This is a genomic window from Streptosporangium sp. NPDC000563 (assembly GCF_040299985.1).
Taxonomy (GTDB): Bacteria; Actinomycetota; Actinomycetes; order Streptosporangiales; family Streptosporangiaceae; genus Streptosporangium.
Map to the genome: position 1 here is coordinate 81,563 of NZ_JBEPDA010000009.1, position 22,625 is coordinate 104,187.

19 protein-coding genes are annotated in these 22,625 nt (G+C 70.6%); 6 read left to right on the forward strand and 13 right to left on the reverse strand.

All coding sequences use genetic code 11. From position 1 onward, the window contains the following. Positions 1 to 45: 45 nt before the first annotated feature. From ABT352_RS21665 to ABT352_RS21675, 3 genes are all read right to left on the reverse strand, one after another. Entirely contained in the window at positions 46 to 498 is a 453-nt protein-coding gene (locus ABT352_RS21665) for a hypothetical protein (protein ID WP_350946681.1), read from the reverse strand. A 296-nt stretch (positions 499 to 794) separates the two neighbouring features. Continuing rightward, positions 795 to 1,577 (reverse strand): neutral zinc metallopeptidase, encoded by a 783-nt coding sequence (locus ABT352_RS21670; protein ID WP_350946682.1) that lies wholly within the window; start codon positions 1,575 to 1,577, stop codon positions 795 to 797. A gap of 147 nt (positions 1,578 to 1,724) precedes the next feature. Next, positions 1,725 to 2,552: a neutral zinc metallopeptidase gene (locus ABT352_RS21675; RefSeq protein ID WP_350946683.1), complete on the reverse strand. Its 828-nt coding sequence runs from the start codon at positions 2,550 to 2,552 to the stop codon at positions 1,725 to 1,727. Positions 2,553 to 2,737: 185 nt separating this feature from the next. Here ABT352_RS21675 and dxs point away from each other — a divergent pair, with 185 nt between their 5' ends. Continuing rightward, complete coding sequence (dxs, locus tag ABT352_RS21680; protein WP_350946684.1) at positions 2,738 to 4,657, forward strand: 1-deoxy-D-xylulose-5-phosphate synthase; 1,920 nt, start codon at positions 2,738 to 2,740, stop codon at positions 4,655 to 4,657. 67 nt (positions 4,658 to 4,724) lie between these two features. Here dxs and ABT352_RS21685 read toward each other — a convergent pair whose 3' ends face one another. Further along, complete coding sequence (locus tag ABT352_RS21685) at positions 4,725 to 5,399, reverse strand: DedA family protein (RefSeq protein ID WP_350946685.1); 675 nt, start codon at positions 5,397 to 5,399, stop codon at positions 4,725 to 4,727. A 151-nt stretch (positions 5,400 to 5,550) separates the two neighbouring features. On the opposite strand from ABT352_RS21685, the gene ABT352_RS21690 reads away from it, so the two are divergent. Next, positions 5,551 to 7,011, forward strand: coding sequence for an amino acid permease (locus ABT352_RS21690; RefSeq protein ID WP_350946686.1), 1,461 nt, complete (start codon positions 5,551 to 5,553; stop codon positions 7,009 to 7,011). Between the two features lie 50 nt (positions 7,012 to 7,061). Here ABT352_RS21690 and ABT352_RS21695 read toward each other — a convergent pair whose 3' ends face one another. After that, a complete protein-coding gene (locus ABT352_RS21695; protein WP_350946687.1) occupies positions 7,062 to 9,158 on the reverse strand; it encodes a 3-hydroxyacyl-CoA dehydrogenase NAD-binding domain-containing protein in 2,097 nt (698 codons plus the stop codon). Further along, positions 9,155 to 10,354 carry a thiolase family protein gene (locus ABT352_RS21700; RefSeq protein WP_350946688.1) on the reverse strand — a complete coding sequence of 400 codons (1,200 nt, stop codon included), beginning with the start codon at positions 10,352 to 10,354 and terminating at the stop codon, positions 9,155 to 9,157. Before ABT352_RS21700 ends, ABT352_RS21695 begins: the two co-directional genes overlap by 4 nt. 201 nt (positions 10,355 to 10,555) lie before the next feature. Between ABT352_RS21700 and ABT352_RS21705 the strand changes: the two genes are divergently transcribed. Continuing rightward, the gene (locus ABT352_RS21705; protein WP_350946689.1) at positions 10,556 to 11,548 is read left to right on the forward strand and encodes a LacI family DNA-binding transcriptional regulator; all 993 of its coding nucleotides are present in this window, start codon (positions 10,556 to 10,558) and stop codon (positions 11,546 to 11,548) included. Between the two features lie 156 nt (positions 11,549 to 11,704). On the opposite strand, the gene ABT352_RS21710 is transcribed toward ABT352_RS21705, so the two are convergent. The 4 genes from ABT352_RS21710 to ABT352_RS21725 all read right to left on the reverse strand — a co-directional run bounded on the left by ABT352_RS21710 (position 11,705) and on the right by ABT352_RS21725 (position 15,710). Next, positions 11,705 to 12,451 carry a hypothetical protein gene (locus ABT352_RS21710; protein WP_350946690.1) on the reverse strand — a complete coding sequence of 249 codons (747 nt, stop codon included), beginning with the start codon at positions 12,449 to 12,451 and terminating at the stop codon, positions 11,705 to 11,707. A 126-nt stretch (positions 12,452 to 12,577) separates the two neighbouring features. Continuing rightward, on the reverse strand, positions 12,578 to 13,423 hold the full coding sequence (locus ABT352_RS21715) for a sugar phosphate isomerase/epimerase family protein (RefSeq protein ID WP_350946691.1): 846 nt from the start codon (positions 13,421 to 13,423) through the stop codon (positions 12,578 to 12,580). Further along, positions 13,420 to 14,568 (reverse strand): dihydrodipicolinate synthase family protein, encoded by a 1,149-nt coding sequence (locus ABT352_RS21720; protein WP_350946692.1) that lies wholly within the window; start codon positions 14,566 to 14,568, stop codon positions 13,420 to 13,422. Before ABT352_RS21720 ends, ABT352_RS21715 begins: the two co-directional genes overlap by 4 nt. Beyond that, positions 14,568 to 15,710, reverse strand: a complete 1,143-nt coding sequence (locus ABT352_RS21725; protein WP_350946693.1) for a Gfo/Idh/MocA family protein — start codon at positions 15,708 to 15,710, stop codon at positions 14,568 to 14,570. The genes ABT352_RS21720 and ABT352_RS21725 overlap by 1 nt, the downstream gene beginning before the upstream one ends. 472 nt (positions 15,711 to 16,182) lie before the next feature. Here ABT352_RS21725 and ABT352_RS21730 point away from each other — a divergent pair, with 472 nt between their 5' ends. Both ABT352_RS21730 and ABT352_RS21735 read left to right on the forward strand, forming a co-directional pair. After that, positions 16,183 to 16,827 (forward strand): HNH endonuclease family protein, encoded by a 645-nt coding sequence (locus tag ABT352_RS21730; protein WP_350946694.1) that lies wholly within the window; start codon positions 16,183 to 16,185, stop codon positions 16,825 to 16,827. Positions 16,828 to 17,230: 403 nt separating this feature from the next. Beyond that, complete coding sequence (locus tag ABT352_RS21735) at positions 17,231 to 17,704, forward strand: ATP-binding protein (RefSeq protein ID WP_350946695.1); 474 nt, start codon at positions 17,231 to 17,233, stop codon at positions 17,702 to 17,704. A gap of 108 nt (positions 17,705 to 17,812) precedes the next feature. On the opposite strand, the gene ABT352_RS21740 is transcribed toward ABT352_RS21735, so the two are convergent. Beyond that, on the reverse strand, positions 17,813 to 19,039 hold the full coding sequence (locus ABT352_RS21740) for an HRDC domain-containing protein (RefSeq protein ID WP_350946696.1): 1,227 nt from the start codon (positions 19,037 to 19,039) through the stop codon (positions 17,813 to 17,815). Beyond that, positions 19,036 to 19,632, reverse strand: coding sequence for a DUF3000 domain-containing protein (locus ABT352_RS21745; RefSeq protein WP_350946697.1), 597 nt, complete (start codon positions 19,630 to 19,632; stop codon positions 19,036 to 19,038). Before ABT352_RS21745 ends, ABT352_RS21740 begins: the two co-directional genes overlap by 4 nt. 699 nt (positions 19,633 to 20,331) lie before the next feature. On the opposite strand from ABT352_RS21745, the gene hemE reads away from it, so the two are divergent. Next, positions 20,332 to 21,369, forward strand: a complete 1,038-nt coding sequence (gene hemE / locus ABT352_RS21750) for a uroporphyrinogen decarboxylase (protein ID WP_350946698.1) — start codon at positions 20,332 to 20,334, stop codon at positions 21,367 to 21,369. A 72-nt stretch (positions 21,370 to 21,441) separates the two neighbouring features. Here the strand turns inward: hemE and ABT352_RS21755 are convergent, their stop codons facing one another. Further along, on the reverse strand, positions 21,442 to 22,500 hold the full coding sequence (locus tag ABT352_RS21755; RefSeq protein ID WP_350946699.1) for a DUF4349 domain-containing protein: 1,059 nt from the start codon (positions 22,498 to 22,500) through the stop codon (positions 21,442 to 21,444). Positions 22,501 to 22,625: the final 125 nt, after the last annotated feature.

Genomic DNA, 22,625 nt, shown 5'->3' on the forward strand with positions numbered 1-22,625 from the left:
GGCCGTCGGCACCCGGGGCCACGGGTGCCGACGGCGGTGCGGGTGTTACTTCACGAGGTCCGCGACCAGGTGGCGCAGCTCGATGTGACCGGCCTTGAGCTCGGCGACGTCACCCTCGACGCGCTTCATGGAGAGCTCGAGGTTTCCGGCGGAGCGCTTGACCACGGAGATCTCCTCGCGGAGCTCGGCGTGACCGGTGCGCATCTCGGCGCGCAGTTCGTCCTGTCCGGTGCGGAGTTCGTTCACCTCCGTACGGAGCCCGGCCATCTCTGCCCGGAGGCTGTCCTGTCCGGTGCGGAGCTCGTCCAGTTCCGTGCGGAAGCCCGTCATCTCCGTACGGAAACCGGTCATCTCCGTCCAGAGTTCCGTCGTCACGGTTCGCAGGTCTTTCAGGACATCCAGGATCCCTGCGTTGATCACCTTGCTCTCCTGGCTCTGCGCGCGGAGCGCGGCGACGTCTGTCTCCAGGACGCGCAAGCGGATGTCGGTCGTGTCCAACTCGTCTTTCTCCTTGCCCTTGTACCAGCGGGGGGACCGGACCTGGCTCCGTGGCGTGGAGGGCGCTCACGGGGAGGGGTGTTCAGGCGGCGTCGCCAGACTACTGAATGTCATCGGTTCGTCGCCACTCGTGTTCGCGTTCTGCGGTTGTCTCGCGCCGGCCGGTGGCGGGGGTGGGTTTCGCACCCCCGGAGGATGTGGCTTGCACCGGGTGGAAAAGAACGACCACCCGTCGCGTGCTCGCGGGAACGGCGGCGGGTGGTCGCGAGAGAAAGGGCGAGAGAAGGGGGAGGGGGTCAGGCGACCTTGGACCTGGGGGCGGAGAAGGTGTTGCAGGAGCCGGGGGTCTCCTGGTCGAAACCGCGGGTCACCCAGTAGGCGACGTTCTTGGCGGTCCCGTGGGTGGCCGTGCTGTAGGCGGCGCTCAGGACGTACTTGAAGTCCGACTCCTCACGGTTCAGGGAGTGCCAGATGCTGCCGATGAAGGCGCCGCTCAGGCACTCGGCCTGGAGCTCGATCTTGCGCAGCTCGCGCAGCACCGCCTTCTCGTTCTTGTAGTCCCGTGAGGCGAAGGCCGTCATGATCCCGGAGAGCTGCTGGACGTGGTGGCCGTACTCGTGGGCCAGGGTCTGCAGCAGGAACAGCTCGGTCGCCTGGGAGAGGATGTCCTTGTTGAGGTAGAAGGTGATCTTCTTGTTCGCCGGGCAGTAGACCGCCTGGGCGTCCTTGGGGAACTTGCCGCAGCCGGTCGGGACGCCGATGCGCGAGGTGACCGCGAACCTGGGCTTGGAGAAGGGCAGCTTCACCTTGGCGAACTGGTACTCCCAGCCCTCGTTGAGGCAGTCCAGGGCGAAGTCGAGATAGATCTCCGCGCTCTCCCGGTCGTCGTTGTAGACCGGCTGCTCAGGGCAGGCGTCCGGTTCGAGCTTGCCCGTCTTGTAGATCGGGTTGGCGGTCAGGGCGGCCTGGCCCGTGGGCACGGGCGCGAGCCGCCCGCCGCTGATCTCCGCGCCCGCCGTACCGGCGAGCAGCGTGCTCACGAGCACGCCGGAGAGCAGTGCGATAAGGGGGATGCGCATGATGCCCAACCCTAGGGAAGGTTCAAGAGGGGGTAAAGCCGATATGCGGCCATGCTTGGAAAGCATGGCCGCATATCGCGGGGTTCGTGCCGAGGGTCAGGAGGTGCGGGAGGCGCTGAAGATCAGGTGGTGCGGGGTGTGCCGGGGTCAGGCGACGCGACCGGTCGGGGCCGACCAGGTGTTGCAGGCGGAAGGGGAGCCCGCGTTGAAGCCGCGCTCCATCCAGTAGGCCTGGCTGCGGCCCTTGCCGTGGTCGTTCTTGGGCCAGTTCTTGTGCCCGTTGTCGCGGACCCAGCTGACCATCGCGTCCCAGTGCGCCGGATCGACCGGGAGGTCGTCGGCGGCCTGACGCAGGAAGGCGGAGCCGAGGCAGTCGGCCTGCAGTTCGAGGCGGCGGGAGAAGGCGAGCTTGGTGGACGAGGAGGCCCGCCAGATGCTGCTGCTGTAGTAGTTGATGATCCCCGCGAGGTGTTGCACGTGGTGGCCGTACTCGTGGGCGATGAACTGGGCGTGGTTGGGCACGAAGGGGTTCTTCAGGACCTCACGCGTGACACCGATGTAGATGGTGCGGTTGCTGGAGCAGTACATCCCCCCGGCGCTGCTGGGCCACCGACCACAGGGGGTGGTCACCTTGGTGGTGGAGGAGAAGCGGAGGTTGGGGTGGGAGAACGACAGGTTCGTCTTCCTGAACTGGGTCTTCCAGGCCCGATTCAGACAGCGAACCGTCTTGGTGACGAAGGTCCGGTAGGAGGCCGCGCTCCCCGCGCGGATCTGTCCGGCCTGGCAACGCATCGTGGGCAGGGTGCCGGTGCGGTAAAGAGGGCTCGCCGTCGCGGCGGCCCGGCCGCGCGGGGGCGCCTGCCTCCCCGCGGAGGTGGTCGTACCCTGTGCCGTCTCGACGGTCGGCGCGACCTGCTGCGAGGCCAAGGTCGCGGTGGCCGACGAGGCGGAGGCGCCGGCTGTGTCCAGGGTCATCACCAGGGCAAACGTCAACGAGACGGCAACAAGCGATGATAGTTGCCTAAAGGGGAGAGTTTTCATGGTGAGGCAAAGGTTATTGCAACTGTGGATAAAACGTGCAGAATCGCCGCTCCTGGGGGTTGCGTCCCCCATCGCAACTAGACTCGTCGTGACGTTGACTGGACAGAGGGGATGATTCCGTGAGCGAGCGGACCGGGCAGCCTGGAAATCTTCTGGAGTCGGTCAAGGGGCCAGAGGACCTCAAGCGCCTGGCGGCGGACGAGCTACCGGTCCTCGCCGCCGAGATCAGGGACCTCCTGATCGCCTCCACCGCCCGCAGCGGCGGCCACCTCGGTCCCAACCTCGGTGTCGTCGAGCTGACGATCGCGATGCACCGGGTCTTCGACTCGCCGCACGACCGCATCCTGTGGGACACCGGTCACCAGGCGTACGTCCACAAGATGCTCACCGGCCGGGCCGGGCAGTTCGACACGCTCCGCCAGGAGGGCGGCCTGTCGGGCTACCCCAGCCAGGCCGAGTCCGAGCACGACATCATCGAGAACTCCCACGCCTCGACCGCGCTGTCGTACGCCGACGGCCTGGCCAAGGCGTACCGGCTGCGCGGCGAGGTCGACCGCACGGTCGTCGCGGTGATCGGGGACGGGGCGCTCACCGGCGGTATGGCCTGGGAGGCGCTCAACAACATCGCGGCGCGCAAGGACCTGCCACTGATCATCGTGGTCAACGACAACGGCCGCTCCTACTCGCCGACCATCGGCGGACTCGCCTCGCACCTGGCCTCCCTGCGCACCGATCAGCGCTACGAGGACGTGCTCGAGTTCGTCAAGGGCAACCTGACGAGGGTCCCCGTGGTCGGCGCCCCCGTCTACGACGCCCTGCACGGCGTCAAGAAGGGCCTCAAGGACGTCCTCGCCCCGCAGGTCATGTTCGAGGACCTCGGCCTGAAGTACATCGGCCTCGTCGACGGCCACGACGAGCAGGCCGTGGAGTCCGCACTGCGCAGGGCCCGCGACTTCCGCCGCCCGGTCATCGTGCACGTGCTCACCAAGAAGGGCTTCGGCTACTCCCCGGCGGAGAACCACGACGAGGACTGCTTCCACTCGCCGGGCGTCTTCGACCCGCTCACCGGTGAGGAGAAGCCGAAGCCGCACGGCTGGACCAACGTCTTCGGCCAGGAGATGGTGCGCCTGGGCGCCGAGCGGCGCGACATCGTGGCGATCACCGCCGCGATGCTCGGCCCCACCGGCCTCATCCCGTTCTCCGAGGCCTACCCCGACCGTCTCTACGACGTCGGTATCGCCGAGCAGCACGCCCTGACCAGCGCCGCCGGTTTGGCGCTCGGCGGTCTGCACCCGGTGGTGGCCGTCTACGCCACCTTCCTCAACCGGGCCTTCGACCAGCTCCTGATGGACGTCGCCCTGCACCGGCTCCCGGTCACGGTCGTGCTCGACCGGGCGGGCGTCACCGGCGACGACGGCGCCAGCCACAACGGCATGTGGGACCTGTCGATCCTGCAGGTCGTCCCGGGCCTGTCGGTCGCCGTTCCCCGCGACGAGCCCCGCCTGCGCGAGCTGCTGGCCGAGGCCGTGGAGATCGACGACGGCCCGAGCGTCGTGCGCTACCCCAAGGGGGCGGTGGCCGCCGAGACCGAGGCGGTCGGACGCCTCGGCGAGATGGACGTGCTGCGCGCGGGTGATCCCGACGTGCTGCTCGTGTCCGTGGGGCCGATGGCCGAGCTGTGCCTGGAGGCCGCCGACCTGCTCGACGCCCAGGGCATCTCCGCCACGGTGGTCGACCCGCGCTGGGTCAAGCCGTTGGACGAGGCCCTGGTGCCGGCCGCCCGCGCTCACAAGCTGGTCGTGGTGGTCGAGGACAACGGCAGGGTCGGCGCGGTCGGCGACGCGGTCGCCCGCATGCTGCGCGACGCCGACGTGGACGTGCCGGTCCGCACGTACGGCATCCCGCAGCGCTTCCTCGACCACGCCAAGCGCCCGAAGATCCTCAGCGAGATCGGCCTGACCTCGCAGGACATCGCCCGTCAGATCACCGAGGCGATCGCGAAGCGCTCCGCGGACCTGGAGGAGCACCCGAGCCGCTGAACCGCGTCCCCTCCGTCCGCGCGGTACCTCCACCGTGCGGATCCCCGGTAGCCCGCGTCGATCCGGGTCAACCGGGGATCCGCTCGCTCGCGTCGCCGGAGCCGGTCGTGTGGCCCGAGCCGTCGGCGTCACCCGTGCCCGCCGCCTCGCGCGCCGGGCGGGCACGGTGGTTGATCACGACGAGGCCCGCGACCACGACCGCCACGCACCCGAGGATCGGCACCAGCAGATGCCGGTTCTGCCGCAGGGCCTCACTCGCGAGGGAGCCCAGCCACAGGTAGACGGTCACCCAGGCCGCGCCGCCCGCGAGGGTCCAGCGGATGAAGCGCGCGTACGGCACGCTCAGGGCCCCGGCGACGATCGGGGTGAGCGAGCCGGTCACGGGCAGGAAAGGGGCGGCGGCCAGGGCCGGGCCGGTGCCGGCGCCGCTGTCGGCGCCGGTGCTCGTGGCCAGCCGCTCGGCCCGCGACCAGCGCCGTTCGCCGATCCTGCGTCCGAGGCCGCTCAGGCGCAGCCGCGATCCGTACCGGCGGCCGACGAGCCAGCCGCCGGTGGCGTACAGGGCGTACCCGGCGCACCCGGCGGCCGCCACCGCCGCGATCTCCCACGGACCCGTCAGCGCCGCCCCCGCCACGAGGATCGCCGCGACCCCGGGTATCAGCGAGCCCGCCACCGTCAGCACCGCGAGGAGTATCGAGCCGACCAGGTACGGAGACGACGACTGCAGCATGTCCAGGAGCATGCCCCCAGGATCGCGGCCGGGAGCGGCGGACGGCATCGGGGACCTTCCCCTAGACAACCCCGACTTTGAAACAGCCTTGAGTTTCGCCGTTCGTCCGCCGATCCAATGGGCATGTGACCTGCGACACAGAACCGGCGGTCGAGGAGGGGCCATGGGGGTCTTGCGCGTCAAGTCGGTGGAGCAGTCGATCTCGGACACCGAGGCACCGGAACACCGGTTGCGCAAGGACCTCAGCGCGCTGGACCTCACCGTCTTCGGGATCGGCGTCGTCATCGGCACCGGCATCTTCGTACTCACCGGCCGGGTCGCGAGGGAGATGGCCGGGCCCGCGGTGGCACTGTCCTTCGTGGTCGCGGGCATCGTCTGCGCGCTGGCGGCGCTCTGCTACGCCGAGTTCGCCTCCACCGTCCCGGTGGCGGGATCCGCCTACACCTTCGCGTTCGCCACCCTCGGTGAGTTTCCCGCCTGGATCATCGGCTGGGACCTCACGCTGGAGATGATGCTCGGCGCCGCGGTCGTCGCGGTCGGCTGGTCGGGATACCTCACCTCGCTGCTGGCGTCCCTGGGGATGACACTGCCGGAGACGATCGCGGGGGAGGGGGCGGCGTTCAACCTGCCCGCCGCGCTGATCGTGCTGGTTCTCACCGCGATCCTGGTCGTCGGGATCAAGCTGTCGTCCCGGTTCAACCTGATCATCGTCACGATCAAGCTCGCGGTGATCCTGCTGGTCGTCGTGGCCGGGCTGTTCTTCGTCAGGGGCGCCAACTACTCGCCGTTCGTCCCGCCGTCGAAGGCGACCCCGGCCGTGGAGGGGCTGTCCGCGCCGCTGATCCAGGTGCTGTTCGGGATCAGCCCGGTGGCGTACGGGGTACTGGGCATCTTCAGTGCCGCGGCCATCGTGTTCTTCGCCTACATCGGCTTCGACGTGGTCGCCACCGCGGCGGAGGAGACGCGCAACCCGCAGCGGGACCTGCCCATCGGCATCCTGTCCTCGCTCGCCATCTGCACGGCGCTGTACGTCGCGGTCTCCCTGGTCGTCGTCGGAATGCAGCCCTACGGTCAGCTCAGCGAGGCGGCGCCGCTCGCCGACGCGTTCAAGGCGGTCGGCCAGACGTGGGCCGCGTCGCTGATCAGCGTCGGCGCGCTGGCCGGTCTCACGACGGTCGTGATGATCCTCATGATGGGCATGTCGCGGGTGATGTTCGCCATGTGCCGCGACCACCTGCTGCCGAGCGGGCTGGCCAAGGTGCACCCCAAATACCGGACCCCGTACGTCATCACCATCATGATGGGTGTCGTCGTCGCGGCCCTGGCCGGGCTGGTTCCGCTGTCCACCATCGCCGAGCTGGTCAACATCGGCACGCTCTTCGCGTTCGTGGTGGTCTCGATCGCGGTGGTCATCCTCCGCCGCACCCGCCCCGACCTGCCGCGTTCCTTCCGCACCCCGCTGGTGCCGGTGGTTCCCGTCCTGTCGGTGCTCGCCTGCGTCTACCTGATGCTCAACCTCCCCGTGGAGACCTGGCTCAGGTTCGTGGTGTGGATGCTGCTCGGGATCCTGCTCTACTTCGGGTACGGCTACCGGCACAGCAGGCTCTCGGAGCGCTCGCGGTGATCTCCTTCTCGCGGCCCGTTCCCGAGGGAAGGGGCCGCGAGAAGGAGACGTCAGGCGGGGACCGAGGCCACGCCCGGCGGCAGGAACCGCGGCTCGGCGATGCCCGTCCGGTCCAGGTACGGGGTGACGCCGCCCAGGTGGAACGGCCAGCCCGCACCGAGGATCATGCACAGGTCGATGTCCTGGGGAGCGGAGACCACGCCCTCCTGGAGCATGAGGCGGATCTCCTCGGCCAGCGCCCGCAGCGCCCGCAGCCGCACCTCCTCCGCCGTCGACGGGGAGGTGCCGCCGGCGAAGAGGGCGACCGCCTCGGGGTCCAGCGAGAAGTCCGGCGCGTAGACACCGGGCCTGCCCGCCGCGACGAGCCGGGCGAGGTTCTCCGACACCCCGTAGCGGGCGGGGAAGGCCTCGTGCATCGTCTCGGCGACGTGCAGCGCCACGGCCGGGCCGACGAGTTGCAGCAGCGCGAACGGGGTCATCGGCAGGCCCAGCCCGTCCAGCGCGTGGTCGGCGACCTCAAGCGGGGTGCCCTCGTCGACGGCGCCGATGACCTCGCCCATGAAGCGCGTCAGCAGGCGGTTGACCACGAACGCGGGCGCGTCCTTGACCAGCACGGACGACTTCTTCAGCGACCGTCCGACGGAGAAGGCCGTGGCGAGCGTCGCGTCGTCGGTCTTCGCTCCCCGCACGATCTCCAGCAGCGGCATCACCGCGACCGGGTTGAAGAAGTGGAAGCCCACGACGCGCTCCGGGTGGCGCAGCCCCGAGGCCATCTCGGTCAGCGACAGCGAGGAGGTGTTCGTGGCGAGCACGCACTCGGCGGAGACGACCTCCTCCACCTCGGCGAACACCTTCCGCTTGACCTTCATGTCCTCGAAGACCGCCTCGATGACGAAGTCGGCGTCGGCGAACGCGTCCTTGGTCAGCGAGCCGGTCACCAGGGCCTTGAGCCGGTTGGCCTGGTCGGCGGAGAGGCGCCCCTTGCCGAGCAGCTTGTCCACCTCGGCGTGGACGTATCCCACGCCCTTGTCGAGGCGGTCCTGGTCGAGGTCGGTCAGCACGACCGGGACCTCCAGGCGGCGCGCGAACAGCAGCGCCATCTGCGAGGCCATCAGGCCCGCGCCGACGACGCCGACCTTGGTCACCTTGCGGGCCAGCGCCTTGTCGGGGGCGCCCGCGGGCTTCTTGGCCCGCCGCTGGACCAGGTCGAAGGAGTACAGGCCGGCGCGAAGCTCGTCGCCCATGAGGAGGTCGGCGAGGGCCTCGTCCTCGGCGGCGAACCCCTCGTCGCGCGAAGCGGTGCGGGACAACTCGACCAGCTCCAGCGCCCGGTAGGGGGCCGGGGAGGCGCCGTGCAGCCTCATGTCGAGCAGGAAGCGCGCGTCGGCGACCGTCTTGGCCCAGTCGTCCCCGGTGTGGTCGGTGCGGGAGACCGTCACCTCGCCGCGCAGCACCTGGGCGGCCCAGCGCAGCGACTCCTCCAGGAAGTCGGCGGGCTCGAACATCGCGTCGGCGACGCCGAGCGCGAACGCCTCCCCGCCCTTGATCATGCGGTTCTGCGCGAGCGGGTTCTCGACGATCAGCTTGACGGCCGCGGCCGGGCCGATCAGCCGGGGCAGCAGCTGGGTTCCGCCCCAGCCGGGGACCAGGCCGAGGAAGCACTCGGGAAGCGCCACCGCGGCCACGCCCGAGGAGATGGTCCGGTAGGTGCAGTGCAGCGCGACCTCCAGGCCGCCGCCCATGGCCGCGCCGTTGACGAACGCGAACGAGGGCACGTCCAGCTCGCCGAGACGGCGGAACACGTCGTGCCCCAGCCTGCCGATCAGCAGCGCCTGCTCGCGCTCGGAGACCAGCGCGGCGCCCTTGAGGTCGGCGCCGACGGCGAAGACGAACGGCTTGCCGACGACACCCACGGCCGCCAGGTCGCCGCGTGCGGCGACCGCGTCCAGGGCCTCGCCCAGCGAGGTCAGCCCGGCGGGGCCGAACGTCGAAGGCTTGGTGTGATCGAAGCCGTTGTCCAGCGTGATCAGGGCCATGGTGCCCGCCCCGTAGGGCAGTTCCACGTCGCGCACGGCCGCCCGGGTGACGACCTCGTCGGCGAAGAGCCGCGTGATGTCCGTCTCGCTGTTCGTCTTGTTGTCCGTCACTTCTCGCCCTCCCAGCCGAGGTTCTCCCAGATGACCGTTCCGCCCATGCCCAGGCCCACGCACATCGTGGTCACGCCGTAGCGGACGTCGGGGCGCTCCCCGAACTCGCGGGCGAGCTGCGTCATCAGACGCACCCCGGAGGAGGCGAGCGGGTGGCCGAAGGCGATGGCGCCGCCGTAGGGGTTCACCCGGGGGTCGTCGTCGGCGATGCCGAAGTGTTCGAGGAACGCCAGCACCTGCACGGCGAACGCCTCGTTGATCTCGAACAGTCCCATGTCGGAGACGGAGAGCCCGGCCAGCCGCAGGGCCCGCTCGGTGGACGGGATCGGCCCGACACCCATCACCTCCGGGTCCACGCCCGCGAAGGCGTACGAGACCAGGCGCATCTTCGGCGCGAGGCCGAGCTCTTCGGCGACGTCGGAGGCGGCCACGACGCAGCCGGTGGCGCCGTCGTTGATGCCGGAGGCGTTGCCCGCGGTGACCCGGCCGTGCGGGCGGAACGGGGTCTTCAGCCCGGCGAGGCCCTCCAGCGTGGTGCCGGGGCGGGGGGCCTCGTCGGCCGTGGCCAGCCCCCAGCCCTTCTCGGCGGACCTGGTCGCCATCGGGACCAGGTCCTGCTGGATCCTGCCGTCGGCGTACGCCTTGGCGACCTTCTCCTGGGAGGCGAGGGCGAAGGCGTCCGCGCGGTCCTTGGTGATGGAGGGGTAGCGGTCGTGGAGGTTCTCCGCGGTCATGCCCATGACGAGGGCGGATTCGTTCACGAGCCGTTCGGCCAGGAACCGGGGGTTGGGATCGACGCCCTCGCCCATGGGGTGGCGGCCCATGTGCTCGACGCCACCGGCGATCGCGACGTCGTAGGCGCCGAAGGCGATGCCGCCGGCGACCGAGGTAACCGCGGTCATCGCGCCCGCGCACATACGGTCGATCGAGTAGCCGGGCACGGTCTTGGGCAGCCCGGCCAGGATCGCGGCGGAGCGGCCGAGGGTGAGGCCCTGGTCGCCGATCTGCGTGGTGGCCGCGATGGCCACCTCGTCGACGCGCTCGGGAGGCAGATTCGGGTTTCGCCGGATCAGCTCGCGGATGACGCGGATCACCAGGTCGTCGGCGCGCGTCTCGGCGTACAGGCCCTTGGGGCCCGACCTGCCGAATGGTGTGCGCACACCGTCGACGAATACGACGTCACGAGACGAAGGCACGGGTTCGCTCCTCGTTGCTGGATGGCTTCCCCACCATGCTACTCGTCAGTAACAAGGTTTGGTGCGACCGGGTGGACGGGAGGTGGGTAAGTTGTCCCCAGGAGTGTGCGGGCTCACGCCCCACCTCGCGGGCCCGTGTCCGGGGTGCGGGGCGAGGGTAACTCTGACAGACTTTGGAAAACGCTTTCCAGGAGGTTGTCGGTGGTCACGCTTGAGGATGTCGCCCGGCATGCGGGCGTCTCGCTCGCCACGGCGTCACGGGTGCTCAACGGCAGCACCCGGCAGGTGGGCGCACCCCTGCGGGCCAAGGTGGAGCTGGCCGCCGCCGAGCTGGGATACCGCACCAACGTGGCCGCGCAGACCCTCGCCAGGGGTGCGAGCAATGTGATCGGCCTGGTCGTCCACGACCTCACCGACCCCTACTTCGCCGCGATCGCCGACGGGGCGATGCGGGTCGCCGAGAGCCAGGGGCTCATGGTCATGATCGGCACCACCCACCGTGACCCCGAGCGGGAGATCGCCTACGTCTCGACGCTCAACGCGCAGCGGGTCCGTGCCGTGCTGCTCGTCGGCTCCCGGGTCACCGACCCGCGGACGACCCAGAGGCTCCGGGCGGAGCTCGACCGCTACCGGGAGTCCGGGGGCCGGGTCGCCTGCGTGGGCCAGGATCTGCTCGGCGTCGACACGGTGGTGCCGGACAACCGCCGGGGCGCCGCCGAACTGGCCCGCGCTCTCGCCGGGCTGGGACACCGGAACTTCGCGATCCTCGCCGGGCCCGACTGGCTGATCGCGCCCAGGGACAGGGTGGAGGGCTTCGCCGGCGCGCTGGAGGAGCTCGGCCTGCCCGCGCCGCGCGTCCTGCACGGCACCTTCGACCGGGAGGGCGGCTACGCGGCGGCCACCCGGACCTCCGGGGTCACGTGCGTCTTCGCCGTCAACGACGTGATGGCGGTGGGCGCCCTCGCCTCCTTCAGAGACCGGGGCGTCCGGGTGCCCGAGGACGTGTCCGTGGCCGGGTTCGACGACATCTCCACCCTGCGCGACCTGGTTCCCTCGCTGTCCACGGTGCGGCTGCCGCTCGCCGACATGGGCGCCCGTGCGCTGGAGCTCGCCCTCGGCCCGTCCGAGGAGGTCCGGGCCGAGGCCGTGAGCGGCGAGGTGATCCTCCGGGAGAGCAGCCGCGGCCTGGGATGACATGACAGGCGGCCACGGCCCGGAGAGGTACGGCAGAGGCCACGGCCCGGGGTGACACGACAGGTGGCCCGGATACCCCTGGGGCGGTCCGGGCCGATCGTGTGTCGCGGGAAAACGCGGCGAAACGCGGGAAAAAGGGAGACGGGGGGAGCGGGGTCAGCGCATGCCGGGAACGGGGTTTCCCCGCTCGTTGACCGGCGGGACCATGATCTGCCCGCGCAGCCAGCGGATCGTCCTGATGACCCCGTCACCGTATCCGGGAGAGTGCTGGCGCCCTCGGCCGAGCTGCCGGGACACGTCCTCGGCCGCGCTCTCCTCCATGCCGAGGTTGAGGCCGGTCGGTCCGTGCATGGGGCGAGGCGTGTTACGGACCGGGGACTTCCTGCGGGTGCCGAGCACCCATTCGCACACGGCGACGGTGCCCGCGCACCACTCCTTCTCCCACTCGCCCGCGGCGTTGGGCCGGCCCTGGCGGGCCAGCTCGGCGACGGCGGCGATCTCGTCCTCGGTGCGCAGGATCACGCCACGCCCGCCGACCAGGTGTCCCCAGCCTTCCGAGGAGCGGCGGCCGGGGATGGGCAGGCCGTCCTTGGCGCCGATCAACCAGTTCAGGGTGCTGATCACCCCGTCGGCCGGCAGGACCCGGCCCTCGCGCGGAACCCGCTCGGCGGCGTCGATCTCGGCGCGCGCCTCCGCGAGGGTGGGCGGGGATCCCGAGGAGGGACGACCGCTGATCGGCGCCTGCTCCCGCTTTCCCAGGGCCCAGAGAATCGCCTCTCCCTGGCCCGAGGGGGCGGAGTCGGGGTTGGCGGCCTCCCACTCCCTGATCGTCTCCAGCACGGCCATCACGTGTTCCGGCGGCCGCTGTATGGCGGGGCGGGCTTCGCTTTCTGCGGTCGTCATGTCCCTACCGTACGAGTACCTGACACGTCACTCCACCGTGAAGCGGTAATCCGGGCTCGGCGAATACGTTTTTCCTCCCGCTGGAACGGTCCTTCGCTCAGAAAAATCGTGGCGGGAGAGTGCCCGTCACCCTCCGACGAACTCGGCGAAGGCGGCCTTCACCCTGGACAGGATCTCGTCGGGGTCGGCCGCCCACACCTCGGCGTTGAAGATCTCGACCTCGACGTCCCCCGTGTAGCCCGCCTCGGCCACCGCCCGGGTCATCGGGGCGAAGTCGATGACGCCCTCACCCATGATCCCCCGGCCGAGCAGCACGTCGGCGGGGAGCGGCGACAGGAAGTCGCACACCTGGTAGCTCGCGATCCGGTCCGAGGCCCTCGCGATCTGCTCAAGCACCCGCGGGTCCCACCACACGTGGAAGGTGTCGACGACGACGCCCACCTGTTCGCAGGGGTGCGCCTCGGCGAGGTCGAGTGCCTGGGCGAGGGTGGACAGCACGGCCCGGTCGGCGCAGTACATCGGGTGCAGCGGTTCGAGGGCGAGCCTCACCCCGCGTTCGCCCGCGTACGGTGCCAGCACGGCCAGTGCCTCGGCGACCCGCTCCCGCGCCGCGGGCAGGTCCCGGGAGATCGTGCCGGGCGGCTCGCCGGGCACCACGCCGGGCAGGCCGCCGACCACCATGACCAGGCAGGCGGCGTTCAGCGCCGCGGCCTCGTCGATCGCCCTGCGGTTGTCGTCCAGGGCGTTCTGCCCGCCCGAGGTGAGGAAACCGCCCCGGCACAGCGACGACACCCGCAGCCCGGCGTCCGCGACGAGCTTCACGGTCTCCTCCAGGCCCGCCGCGGCGACGTCCTGCCGCCACAGGCCGATGGCCTCGACGCCGTGCCGCACGCACCCGTCGACGGCTTCGGCAACCGACCACCGTTTCGTGGTCCACTGGTTCAGCGAGAGACGGCTCGTTCGCGCGATCACAGGCCGTTCACCGCCAGCAGGGAGCGCATCCGGGAGACCGCCAGCTCGGGATCGGCCAGCAGCCCGGCCCGGTCGGCCAGCCGGAACACCTCGGCCAGGTGGGGCAGGGATCTGGCCGCCTGAGCGCCGTTGACCATGCTGAAGGCGTCCTGGTGGCCGTTGAGCCACGCGAGGAGGACGATGCCCGTCTTGTAGTTGTACGTCGGCGCCTCGAAGATCTTCCGTGAGAGCGGGACCGTGGGCTCCATGATCTCGTCGTACCGTCGCAGGTCGCCCGCGTCGAGTGCCTCCAGGGCCGCGGCGGCGGCGGGGGCGATCGCGTCGAAGATCCCCAGCAGCGCGTGGCTGCCCGACGCGATCAGCGAGGGGTAGTTGAAGTCGTCGCCGGTGTAGAGCCGTACGCCTTCGGGCAGTGCCGCGCGCAACCCGATCTCGTGCTCGGCGTCCAGCAGCGAGACCTTGACCCCGTCCACCTTCGCCGCGTGGTCGCGGATCAGGGAGAGGAACGACGCGGTCGCCTCGGTCACGTCGCGCGAGCCCCAGTAGCCCGCCAGGTTCGGGTCGAACATCTCGCCCAGCCAGTGCAGGATCACCGGGCGGTCGACCCCGGAGAGCAGCTCGCCGTAGACCCGGTGGTAGTCCTCCGGGCCCCGCGCGATCGCGGCCAGCCGGCGGCTCGCCATCACGATGACCCCGGCGCCCGCGTCCCGCACGGTCTCGATCTGCTCGGTGTAGGCCGCCACGATCTCGTCCAGGGTCCGGGCGTGCGGGGCCTGGTCGGTGCCCGCGCCGCAGGCCACCAGTTCCGCCGGGTCGCCGAAGGCCTTCGCCTCGGCGGCGCTGCGCCGGATCAGCTCGCGGGTGGCCGTCCAGTCGAGCCCCATGTTGCGCTGGGCGGTGTCCATGGCGTCGGCGACGCGCAGCCCGTACGACCACAGATGGTGGCGAAAACGCAGGGTGGCGTCCCAGTCGACGGCGGCGGGGGAGCCCGGGGTGTTGTCGCCGAGGGGATCGGCGACCACGTGGGCGGCGGCGTAGACGACGCGGCTCACGGCGGGGCCCGCGGGCCTGCTCCAGGTGACCGGCTCGCGCAGGGTGTGCTCCCCGCCGGGCAGCGCGATCCGCGCGGTCCTCGGCGCGGCCATCACGGCTCCACCGGCAGGCGGCGGCCCTCCGTGGAGGAGCGCAGGCCCAGCTCGGCGAGGCGGACGCCGCGCGCTCCCGAGGCGAAGTCGTAGGGGAAGGGCGCGTCCTCGGCCACGTGGCGGACGAACCGCTCCCACTGGATCTTGAAGCCGTTGTCGAACTCCGTGTTGTCCGGCACCTCCTGCCAGCCGTCCCTGAAGCGGGCGGTGGCGGGCAGATCGGGGTTCCACACCGGCTTGGGAGTGGCGGCGCGGTGCTGGATCCGGCAGTCGCGCAGACCGGCGACCGCGCTGCCGTGCGTGCCGTCGACCTGGAACTCCACCAGCTCGTCGCGGTTCACCCTCACGCTCCAGGAGGAGTTGATCTGCGCGATGATCCCGCCCTCCAGCTCGAACACCCCGTAGGCGGCGTCGTCGGCGGTGGCCCGATAGGTCTCACCCCGCTCGTCCACCCGCTCGGGGATGTGGGTGACGGCCTGGGCGTAGACCGAGGTGACCCGGCCGAACAGGTTCTCCAGCACGTAGGCCCAGTGCGGGAACATGTCGAGGACGATGCCGCCGCCGTCCTCGGAGCGGTAGTTCCACGACGGGCGCTGCGCCTCCTGCCAGTCGCCCTCGAACACCCAGTAGCCGAATTCGCCGCGCACCGACAGGATCCTGCCGAAGAAGCCGCCGTCGATCAGGCGCCTGAGCTTGAGCAGGCCGGGAAGGAAGAGCTTGTCCTGCACGACGCCGTTCTTCACCCCCTTGGCGGTCGCGGTCTCGGCGAGCGCCAGCGCGTCCTCGTACGTCTCGGCGGTCGGCTTCTCCGCGTAGACGTGCTTGCCCGCCTCGATCGCCGCGAGCACGGCCTTCACGCGGGCCTGGGTGACCTGGGCGTCGAAGTAGATCAGGTTGGCGTCGTCGGCGAGGGCGGTGTCGAGGTCGGTGGTCCAGGACTCGATGCCGTGGTCGTCGGCCAGCCTCTGCAACTTCTCGGCGTTGCGGCCCACCAGCACCGGTCTGAGCAGGACCCTCTCGCCGCCCGACAGGGGCACGCCGCCCTGCTCGTTGATCGCCAGGACAGAGCGGACCAGGTGCTGGCGGTAGCCCATGCGGCCCGTGACGCCGTTCATCACCACGCCGATGCTTTGCGGGGACATCTTTCTCCGACCTCTGAGGAAAGCGCTTTCCTTTCCACCGTACGACAGTCGTCCCGCCTGCGGCAAGCGCCGGGCGATGTCCGGATGAGCGGGATGCCGGCCGGTGCCCCTCGGAGTCGCGGGGCGGGAACGCCGGCCGGGGCCGGGGCGAGGTCGTCGAGGTGGTCCTGAGGTCCGGACCGGAGGATTCCCGGCGTTTCCCGGAGATATTCCGGCGTTCACGAGATCTTTACAACACGTTCGCGAGAAAAGGGCGGGTGAAAGAGAGTCTCGCGTTTTCCGTGTCCCACGTCATCGCAGCTGAAACGCGTCCGAGCGCGCATCAGGGCAGTATCCGACCAAGCGTGTCCTGACTCGTCGTCAAAGCATGACATTTCCGTATTTGTCATGAGTTGAGACGTTCCGTCTGTCCTCCTCTCGCCGTGCCCAGACCCCTCGACTGGCCGAGGTGGAGCGACAGAAGGGGCCACTCGTGAAACGAGTCGTCACCGGGATTTCCGCTGCCCTCACGCCGATTCTCCTCATCGTCTCCCTGGCCGTCTCCCTGACGGCAGGGGCGGCGTCGGCGACCCCGCCCAACATTCCCTCCGCGGCCACCGCCGCGAGCAGGCTCGCGACGCTCACCGTCGCCGCGGAGACGAACCAGTCCTCCTACAGCCGGTCGTTGTTCAATCACTGGATCACCATCAGCGGCTCCTGCAACACCAGGGAGACGGTGCTCAAAAGGGACGGCACGGGAGTGGTCGTCGACTCCGCTTGCGCGGCCGTCTCCGGCCGGTGGTACTCCCCGTTCGACGGCGCCACCTGGACCGCCGCGAGTGACGTCGACATCGACCACATGGTGCCACTGGCCGAGGCGTGGCGTTCGGGCGCCTACGCGTGGACCAGCGCGCAGCGCCAGGAGTACGCGAACGATCTGGGCGGGCCCGAGCTGTGGGCGGTGACCGACAACGTCAACCAGGCCAAGGGCGACCAGGACCCCTCGACGTGGCGGCCACCGCTGGCGAGCTTCCACTGCACCTACGCCAGGGCGTGGATCCAGGTGAAGTACTACTGGAAGCTGACCCTGCAGAGCTCGGAGAAGAGCGCCCTGCAGAGCATGCTCGCGAGCTGCTGAGCCTCCCGCCCCGCCGGCCCCCGCCGTCCCCGCCCTGTCCGGGGCCGCCGTCCCCCGCGCTCCGGGGCCGGTGTCCCCGAGCCCCCCGGGGGCGGTGGCGGTGGGGGCCCGGCCCCCGGAGCCGTGACGTCGCGAAGAGGATGATCATCTTGGTTGCGTGATATTCCGTGGCACTGAATGTCCGCCGAACTCCATATCGGATCGCATTCCTCATGAAAGGCCGACATTGAGACCGGTGCGGGTGAATGCCCCGGGTTATTCGACGGCCGCGCGGAAAATGCCGGGAAGCGCTGGGCTGTCATGTGTCGAGCCGGACACGAAGGGTAGTCGTTCTTCGAAGGGATTCCCCGCGAAGGTGGATGTGAAGACGGCGATTCGTGAAACCAGGTGGAGGGCTTCGGGCATGAAGACGGGAAAACTCGCGGAGGTATTTCTGGACAGCGCCTACGAATCGGTCGGACGGGCCCGCCATGAGACGCGTGAGGCCCTCGGTCCCGACCACGTCCTGCTGTCCGATGTCGTCCAGGTGGTCTCCGAGTTGCTGGCGAACGCCGTGGAGCACGCCGACCCCGGCCTGGTGGACGACCTGATCGGTCTCACCCTGACCGCCACCCACGACTCCGTCCACGTCGAGGTCTCCGACCCCGGCTCCGCCTCTCGTGCGCCGCACATCTCGTGGCGCCGGCCTTTCGAGGCCAGACGCGGTCGGGGCCTGCTCATCGTCGACCGGCTCTCCGGTGGACGCTGGGGGACCCGCGAGCACGGCCGCGGGCTGGGCCGGACGGTGTGGTGCGCCATCCCCTACGTGCGGCCGGAGCCGGTCGGTGACGAGAGCGACGAGGCGGAACGCCCTCTTTCCGCGGCCTGCCGGAACTGAGCCGGCCTGGAGCGTTCCCGAGACCGGGGATCCGGGCCGGTGTGGACGTGCTCGGCCCGGTCCCGGGAATGGAACGGGAAGTGATCTACTTTGTAAAGGGCGGGGGCCTCACGCCTGACCCTTGATCTCCAAACGGAGCAGGGCCTTGGCGATCGGATGGGCCGTCAGCCCGATCTGCCACTCCCTGGCACCCAGCTCACGCAGCCGGGCGACCACGCTCTCGTCACTGATGACCGGGGGTGGCTCCCAGGTCAGGCGGCGTATCGCGTCGGGCTGGATCAGGTTCTCCGCGGGCATGTGATGCTCGTCGGCGAGCGCGGCCACCACGGCCCTGGCGGCGGCGAGCCGGCGGGCGGCCACCGGGTCGCGGTCCATCCACCGGTTGGCCGGTGGCGGCCCGTCGCCGGGGGCGCTGGGCTGCGGCAGCTCCGAGTCGGGCAGTGAGCGGGCGGCGCCGATCGCAGCCAGCCAGTCGCGCAGGTGCCGCCGGGCGCTGCGGCCGGTGAACGGGGGAATGTCGGTGAGCGCCTTGGTGGTGCGGGGCAGCTCAAGCGCGGCTGTCACGATCGCCGAGTCGGGCAGGACCCGGCCGGGGGCGACGTCGGACTGGCGGGCGAGTTCGTCGCGGAGTGTCCACAGCTCCCGCACCACCGCCAGCCCGCGCAGCGAGCGGACCTTGTGGATCCCCGAGGTGCGCCGCCACGGGTCGGAGCGCGGGGCCGGCGCCTTGTGCGCGAGCACGGCGGCGAACTCCTCCCGCGCCCACTCCAGCTTGCCGCTGGAGATCAGCTCCTCGTGCAGGACGTCGCGGAGCTCGATCAGGACCTCGACGTCGAGGGCGGCATAGCGCAGCCAGTCTTCCGGCAGAGGTCGGGTGGACCAGTCGGCGGCCGAGTGGCCCTTCTCCAGCCTGAATCCGAGGACGTTCTCGACCATCAGGCCGAGCCCGACCCGCTCGTAGCCGAGCAGTCGACCGGCCAGCTCGGTGTCGAACAGCTCTCGCGGGTGGAAGCCCACCTCCGCCAGGCACGGCAGGTCCTGGGAGGCCGCGTGCAGCACCACCTCCGCGTCGGCGAGCGCCGCGTCGAGCTCCGACAGGTCGGGACAGCGGATGGGGTCGATCAGGGCGCTTCCCGCGCCCGCGCGGCGCAGCTGGACGAGATAGGCGCGGCCGCTGTAGCGGTAGCCGGAGGCGCGCTCGGCGTCGACGGCGACGGGGCCTGTGCCCTCGGCGAAGGCGCGTACCACGCGCGCGAGAGCCGCCGGATCCTCGACGACGGGTGGGATTCCCTCACGAGGTTCCAGCAGCGGGACTACGGTCGTCTCATCGGTCACGTTCTGAAGGGCTCCGGATCTTCGCGACGGCGCGGCGGCAGGGCCGCCACGTCGGGTGGCAGGGGTGGCATGCCCGCGGCAAGGCACATCAGGTCGCACCAGGCGGCGACATGGCCGGAGAGGTCCTCCTGCAGCGGCGACCAGGATGCGCGCAGCTCCAGCTCCGTGGTCACCGGGTCTTCGGCCTTGTTGCCGAAGCCCTCGGAGACCGCCCGGGTGACGGTGCCTCCGGCGGCGGCGTAGCCGGCGCCGTGGGCGTCGAGCGACTCGGTGAGCCAGCTCCACGCGACGGGTCCGAGCAGCGGGTCTTCGGTGATCTCCGGCTCCATGTCGGCCCGTACGTAGGCGACGAGCCTGAACTGGCCGTCCCAGCCGCGTTGGCCGTCGGGGTCGAAGAGCACGATGAGGCGGCCGACCGCGAGCTCGTCGTCGTCGCGGTACACCGACGCGCCGATCGCGGCCGAATAGGGGGCCAGGCGCTGCGGGGCCGGGATGTCCTCCAGCTCGATCTCGGGCCTGACCTCCGCGGGGCGCATGCTCGCCACCGCGCGCCTGAAGGCGGCGGGAGCGGGCGGCGCGTCACCGACGGTCATATCGGAAGCGTAGGTCGAAACTGATCGCATGGGGACCACTGGGGTGCGTATAGGAGCCATTGGAACCGATCAAGCCGTTGCCGACGGCCTGCGAGGGGCGAGGGTGAGCCCGCCGACGGGAACTTCCGGGAGGAGCTCGTGACCGTGCCCGGCGCGGACCCGTTCCGTGTCGGCCCATTCGTGACGCTCGCCCCGGTCGTGACCGCGGGGATGGGACCGTTGGTGGGGACCCCGCCCGCTGGTGCGGGAGGCACGGTGCTCACCGCGACGTTCGGGTGAACTCCACATGGTGGACATCGCACGGGCCTTTCGTCGGGTCGTGGTCCGACGTTGGCACGTCGCGCCGACATTTCCGCGCAGCGTGCTCGGCGTGTCCCCAAAGTGGTGCGGGAATCGATGCCGCGCGGTGACTTGGCGAACATTTGGACCAGCCGAGGGCCGGGCCAGGATCGCCGATGAGAGGAACTGTACCCGGAAACATGATCGCCTCGCTCCGCCTGTTCTCATCTGCCGCGTGCCAACATCGGATTTCAGTGGACGAAGCTCTCAAAACCGGTAAAGCGCGATCGTTGTCATCACTTGACAGTGTCTGTGGGGTGTGACGTGCGATCTCATTGAATAGTCGGTGATTTCGTATTGAACTCATCGGTCGAGGGCCTTGGTGAGCCGAGCGGTCTGTCGGCATGGCACCCTGGTGGGGTGACTTCCGAGCTCGTCGACTCCGCTTTCCTGCGCGCCTGCCGCCGCCGGTCCGTTCCTCACACGCCGGTGTGGTTCATGCGCCAGGCCGGTCGCTCGCTGCCCGAATACCGGGCGCTTCGCGAGGGAGTGCCGATGCTCACGGCCTGCGCCACCCCCGAGCTGGTCGTGGAGATCACGATGCAGCCGGTCCGCCGCTACGGCGTGGACGCGGCCATCCTCTTCAGCGACATCGTGGTCCCGCTCAAGGCGATCGGCGTCGACCTCGACATCAAGCCGGGCGTCGGACCGGTGGTGGCCGCGCCGATCAGGGACGCCGAGGCGGCCAAGGCGCTGCGGCCGATCGAGCCGGACGACGTCTCCTACGTCACCGAGGCCGTCCAGGCGCTGACGAAGGAGCTGGGCGGGACCCCCCTCATCGGGTTCGCGGGAGCGCCGTTCACGCTGGCCTCCTACCTCATCGAGGGCGGCCCCTCCAAGAACCACGACCACACCAAGGCCATGATGTACGGCGAGCCGGAGCTGTGGCACGCCCTCATGGACCGGCTGACCCAGATCACCCTGGGCTTCCTGCGCGTGCAGCTCGCCGCCGGGGCCTCCGCCGTCCAGCTCTTCGACTCCTGGGTCGGCGCGGTGTCACCCGACGACTACCGCGAGTTCGTCCTCCCCTACACCAGCCGGATCTTCGCGGGCCTGGCAGACCTGGACGTCCCGCGCATCCACTTCGGTGTCGGCACCGGCGAGCTGCTCGGCCTGCTCGGTCAGGCGGGGGCCGACGTCGTGGGCGTCGACTGGCGGGTCCCGCTCGACGAGGCCGCCTCGCGGGTCGGCCCCGGCAAGGCGCTGCAGGGCAATCTGGATCCGGCGATCCTGCTCGCCCCCTGGAAGGTCGTCGAGCGCCGCGCGGGCGAGATCCTCGCCCGCGCGGCCGAGACCGAGGGCCACGTGTTCAACCTGGGCCACGGAGTGCTGCCCGGCACCGACCCCGACCAGCTGGCCCGCCTCACCGACTTCGTCCACGAGACCTCGGCCCGCTGACCGGACCCGGCTCCCCGGCCGGAGACGCCCCATCGCGGGCGGTCGGACGCCCGGCCCGCGCGCCCCGGGCGTTCACCCGGGGGCGCCTCCCCGCCCCGGGCTCATGGGAACCGGTCCTCCGCCCCCGCTCTCCTTCGCGTCCTCGCCGTCCTCCGCCTCGTCCTCGTCGTAGCGGTCCGGCTCGGGGTCCGCGGGCGCGGGGCCGAGCGGCCCGTCGCCACGTCCTGAGCGCCGTCCGCGGCGCATGAGGGCCACCGCGAGCCAGACCAGGCCGATGAGGACGAGCCAGGGGAGCAGTACGCCCAGGAGCGTCAGGCCGACCTTGACGGCGGTGACGAAGGCGCTCCACCCCGTCCGCAGGCCGCCGAGGAAACCGGACGGCTCGTCCTCCTCCTGCGGAACCACCGTCGCGGGGCCGACCAGGTTCAGCGTCAGCGTCGCCACGCTCGTCTGTGAGGCGAGGGTCTTCTGCCTCGCCTGCAGGGACTCCAGCTCGCTCTCGCGGTTGGAGACCTCCCGCTCCACCTCGAGCACCTCGCCGATGGTGTTGGCCCGCTTCAGCAGTGTGCGCAGCGAGTCGAGCGCGGCCTTCGCCGACTTCAGCCGGCTCTCCACGTCGGCCACCTGCTCGGTGACGTCCTCGGTGTTCTGCTGCAGCGACTCGCGGGTGCCCAGATCCTTGCCCAGCCGGTCGAGCGCGCCGGGATAGTTCCCCGGCGGGATCTTGAAGACCAGCGTCGCGGAGCCCTCGCCGCCGGAGTGGGCGTCCGACCTCTCCATGGCCAGGTAGCCGCCCGCGGCGGTGACGATCTGCCGTGCCCGCTCGGCGGCGGCGGTGACGTCCTTGGCCCTGACCGTCATCTCCGCCGTGTAGATGATCGCCCTGTCCTGTGGGACCACCTTCACCTGGGCGGTCTTCTGTGCCTCGTTCTTCGGGGCGGTGTCCCTGCCCGAGGCGTCCTGCGGGGCCGCCTCGCCGACCTGGACGTCCCCCCGCGCACCGGAGCCGGCGGCGGGTGCCGCGGCGTCGGACGCGCTCTGCGACTCGACCCCTCCTCCGCAGGCGGACACCAACAGCGCCAGGACCACCAGGGGAGCGGCCAGGCGCGGACCACACCGGATTCTGCTCACTGATCTCATGAACCTCCTGACGCCCGGCGCGGTGAGGCGGTTCGACGCGGGCAGTCACGATGGCGTCACGTTCTTCACGCCGCCGGGTCACGGAGGTACCGGGAGCGTGAGCGGGATACGCGGGC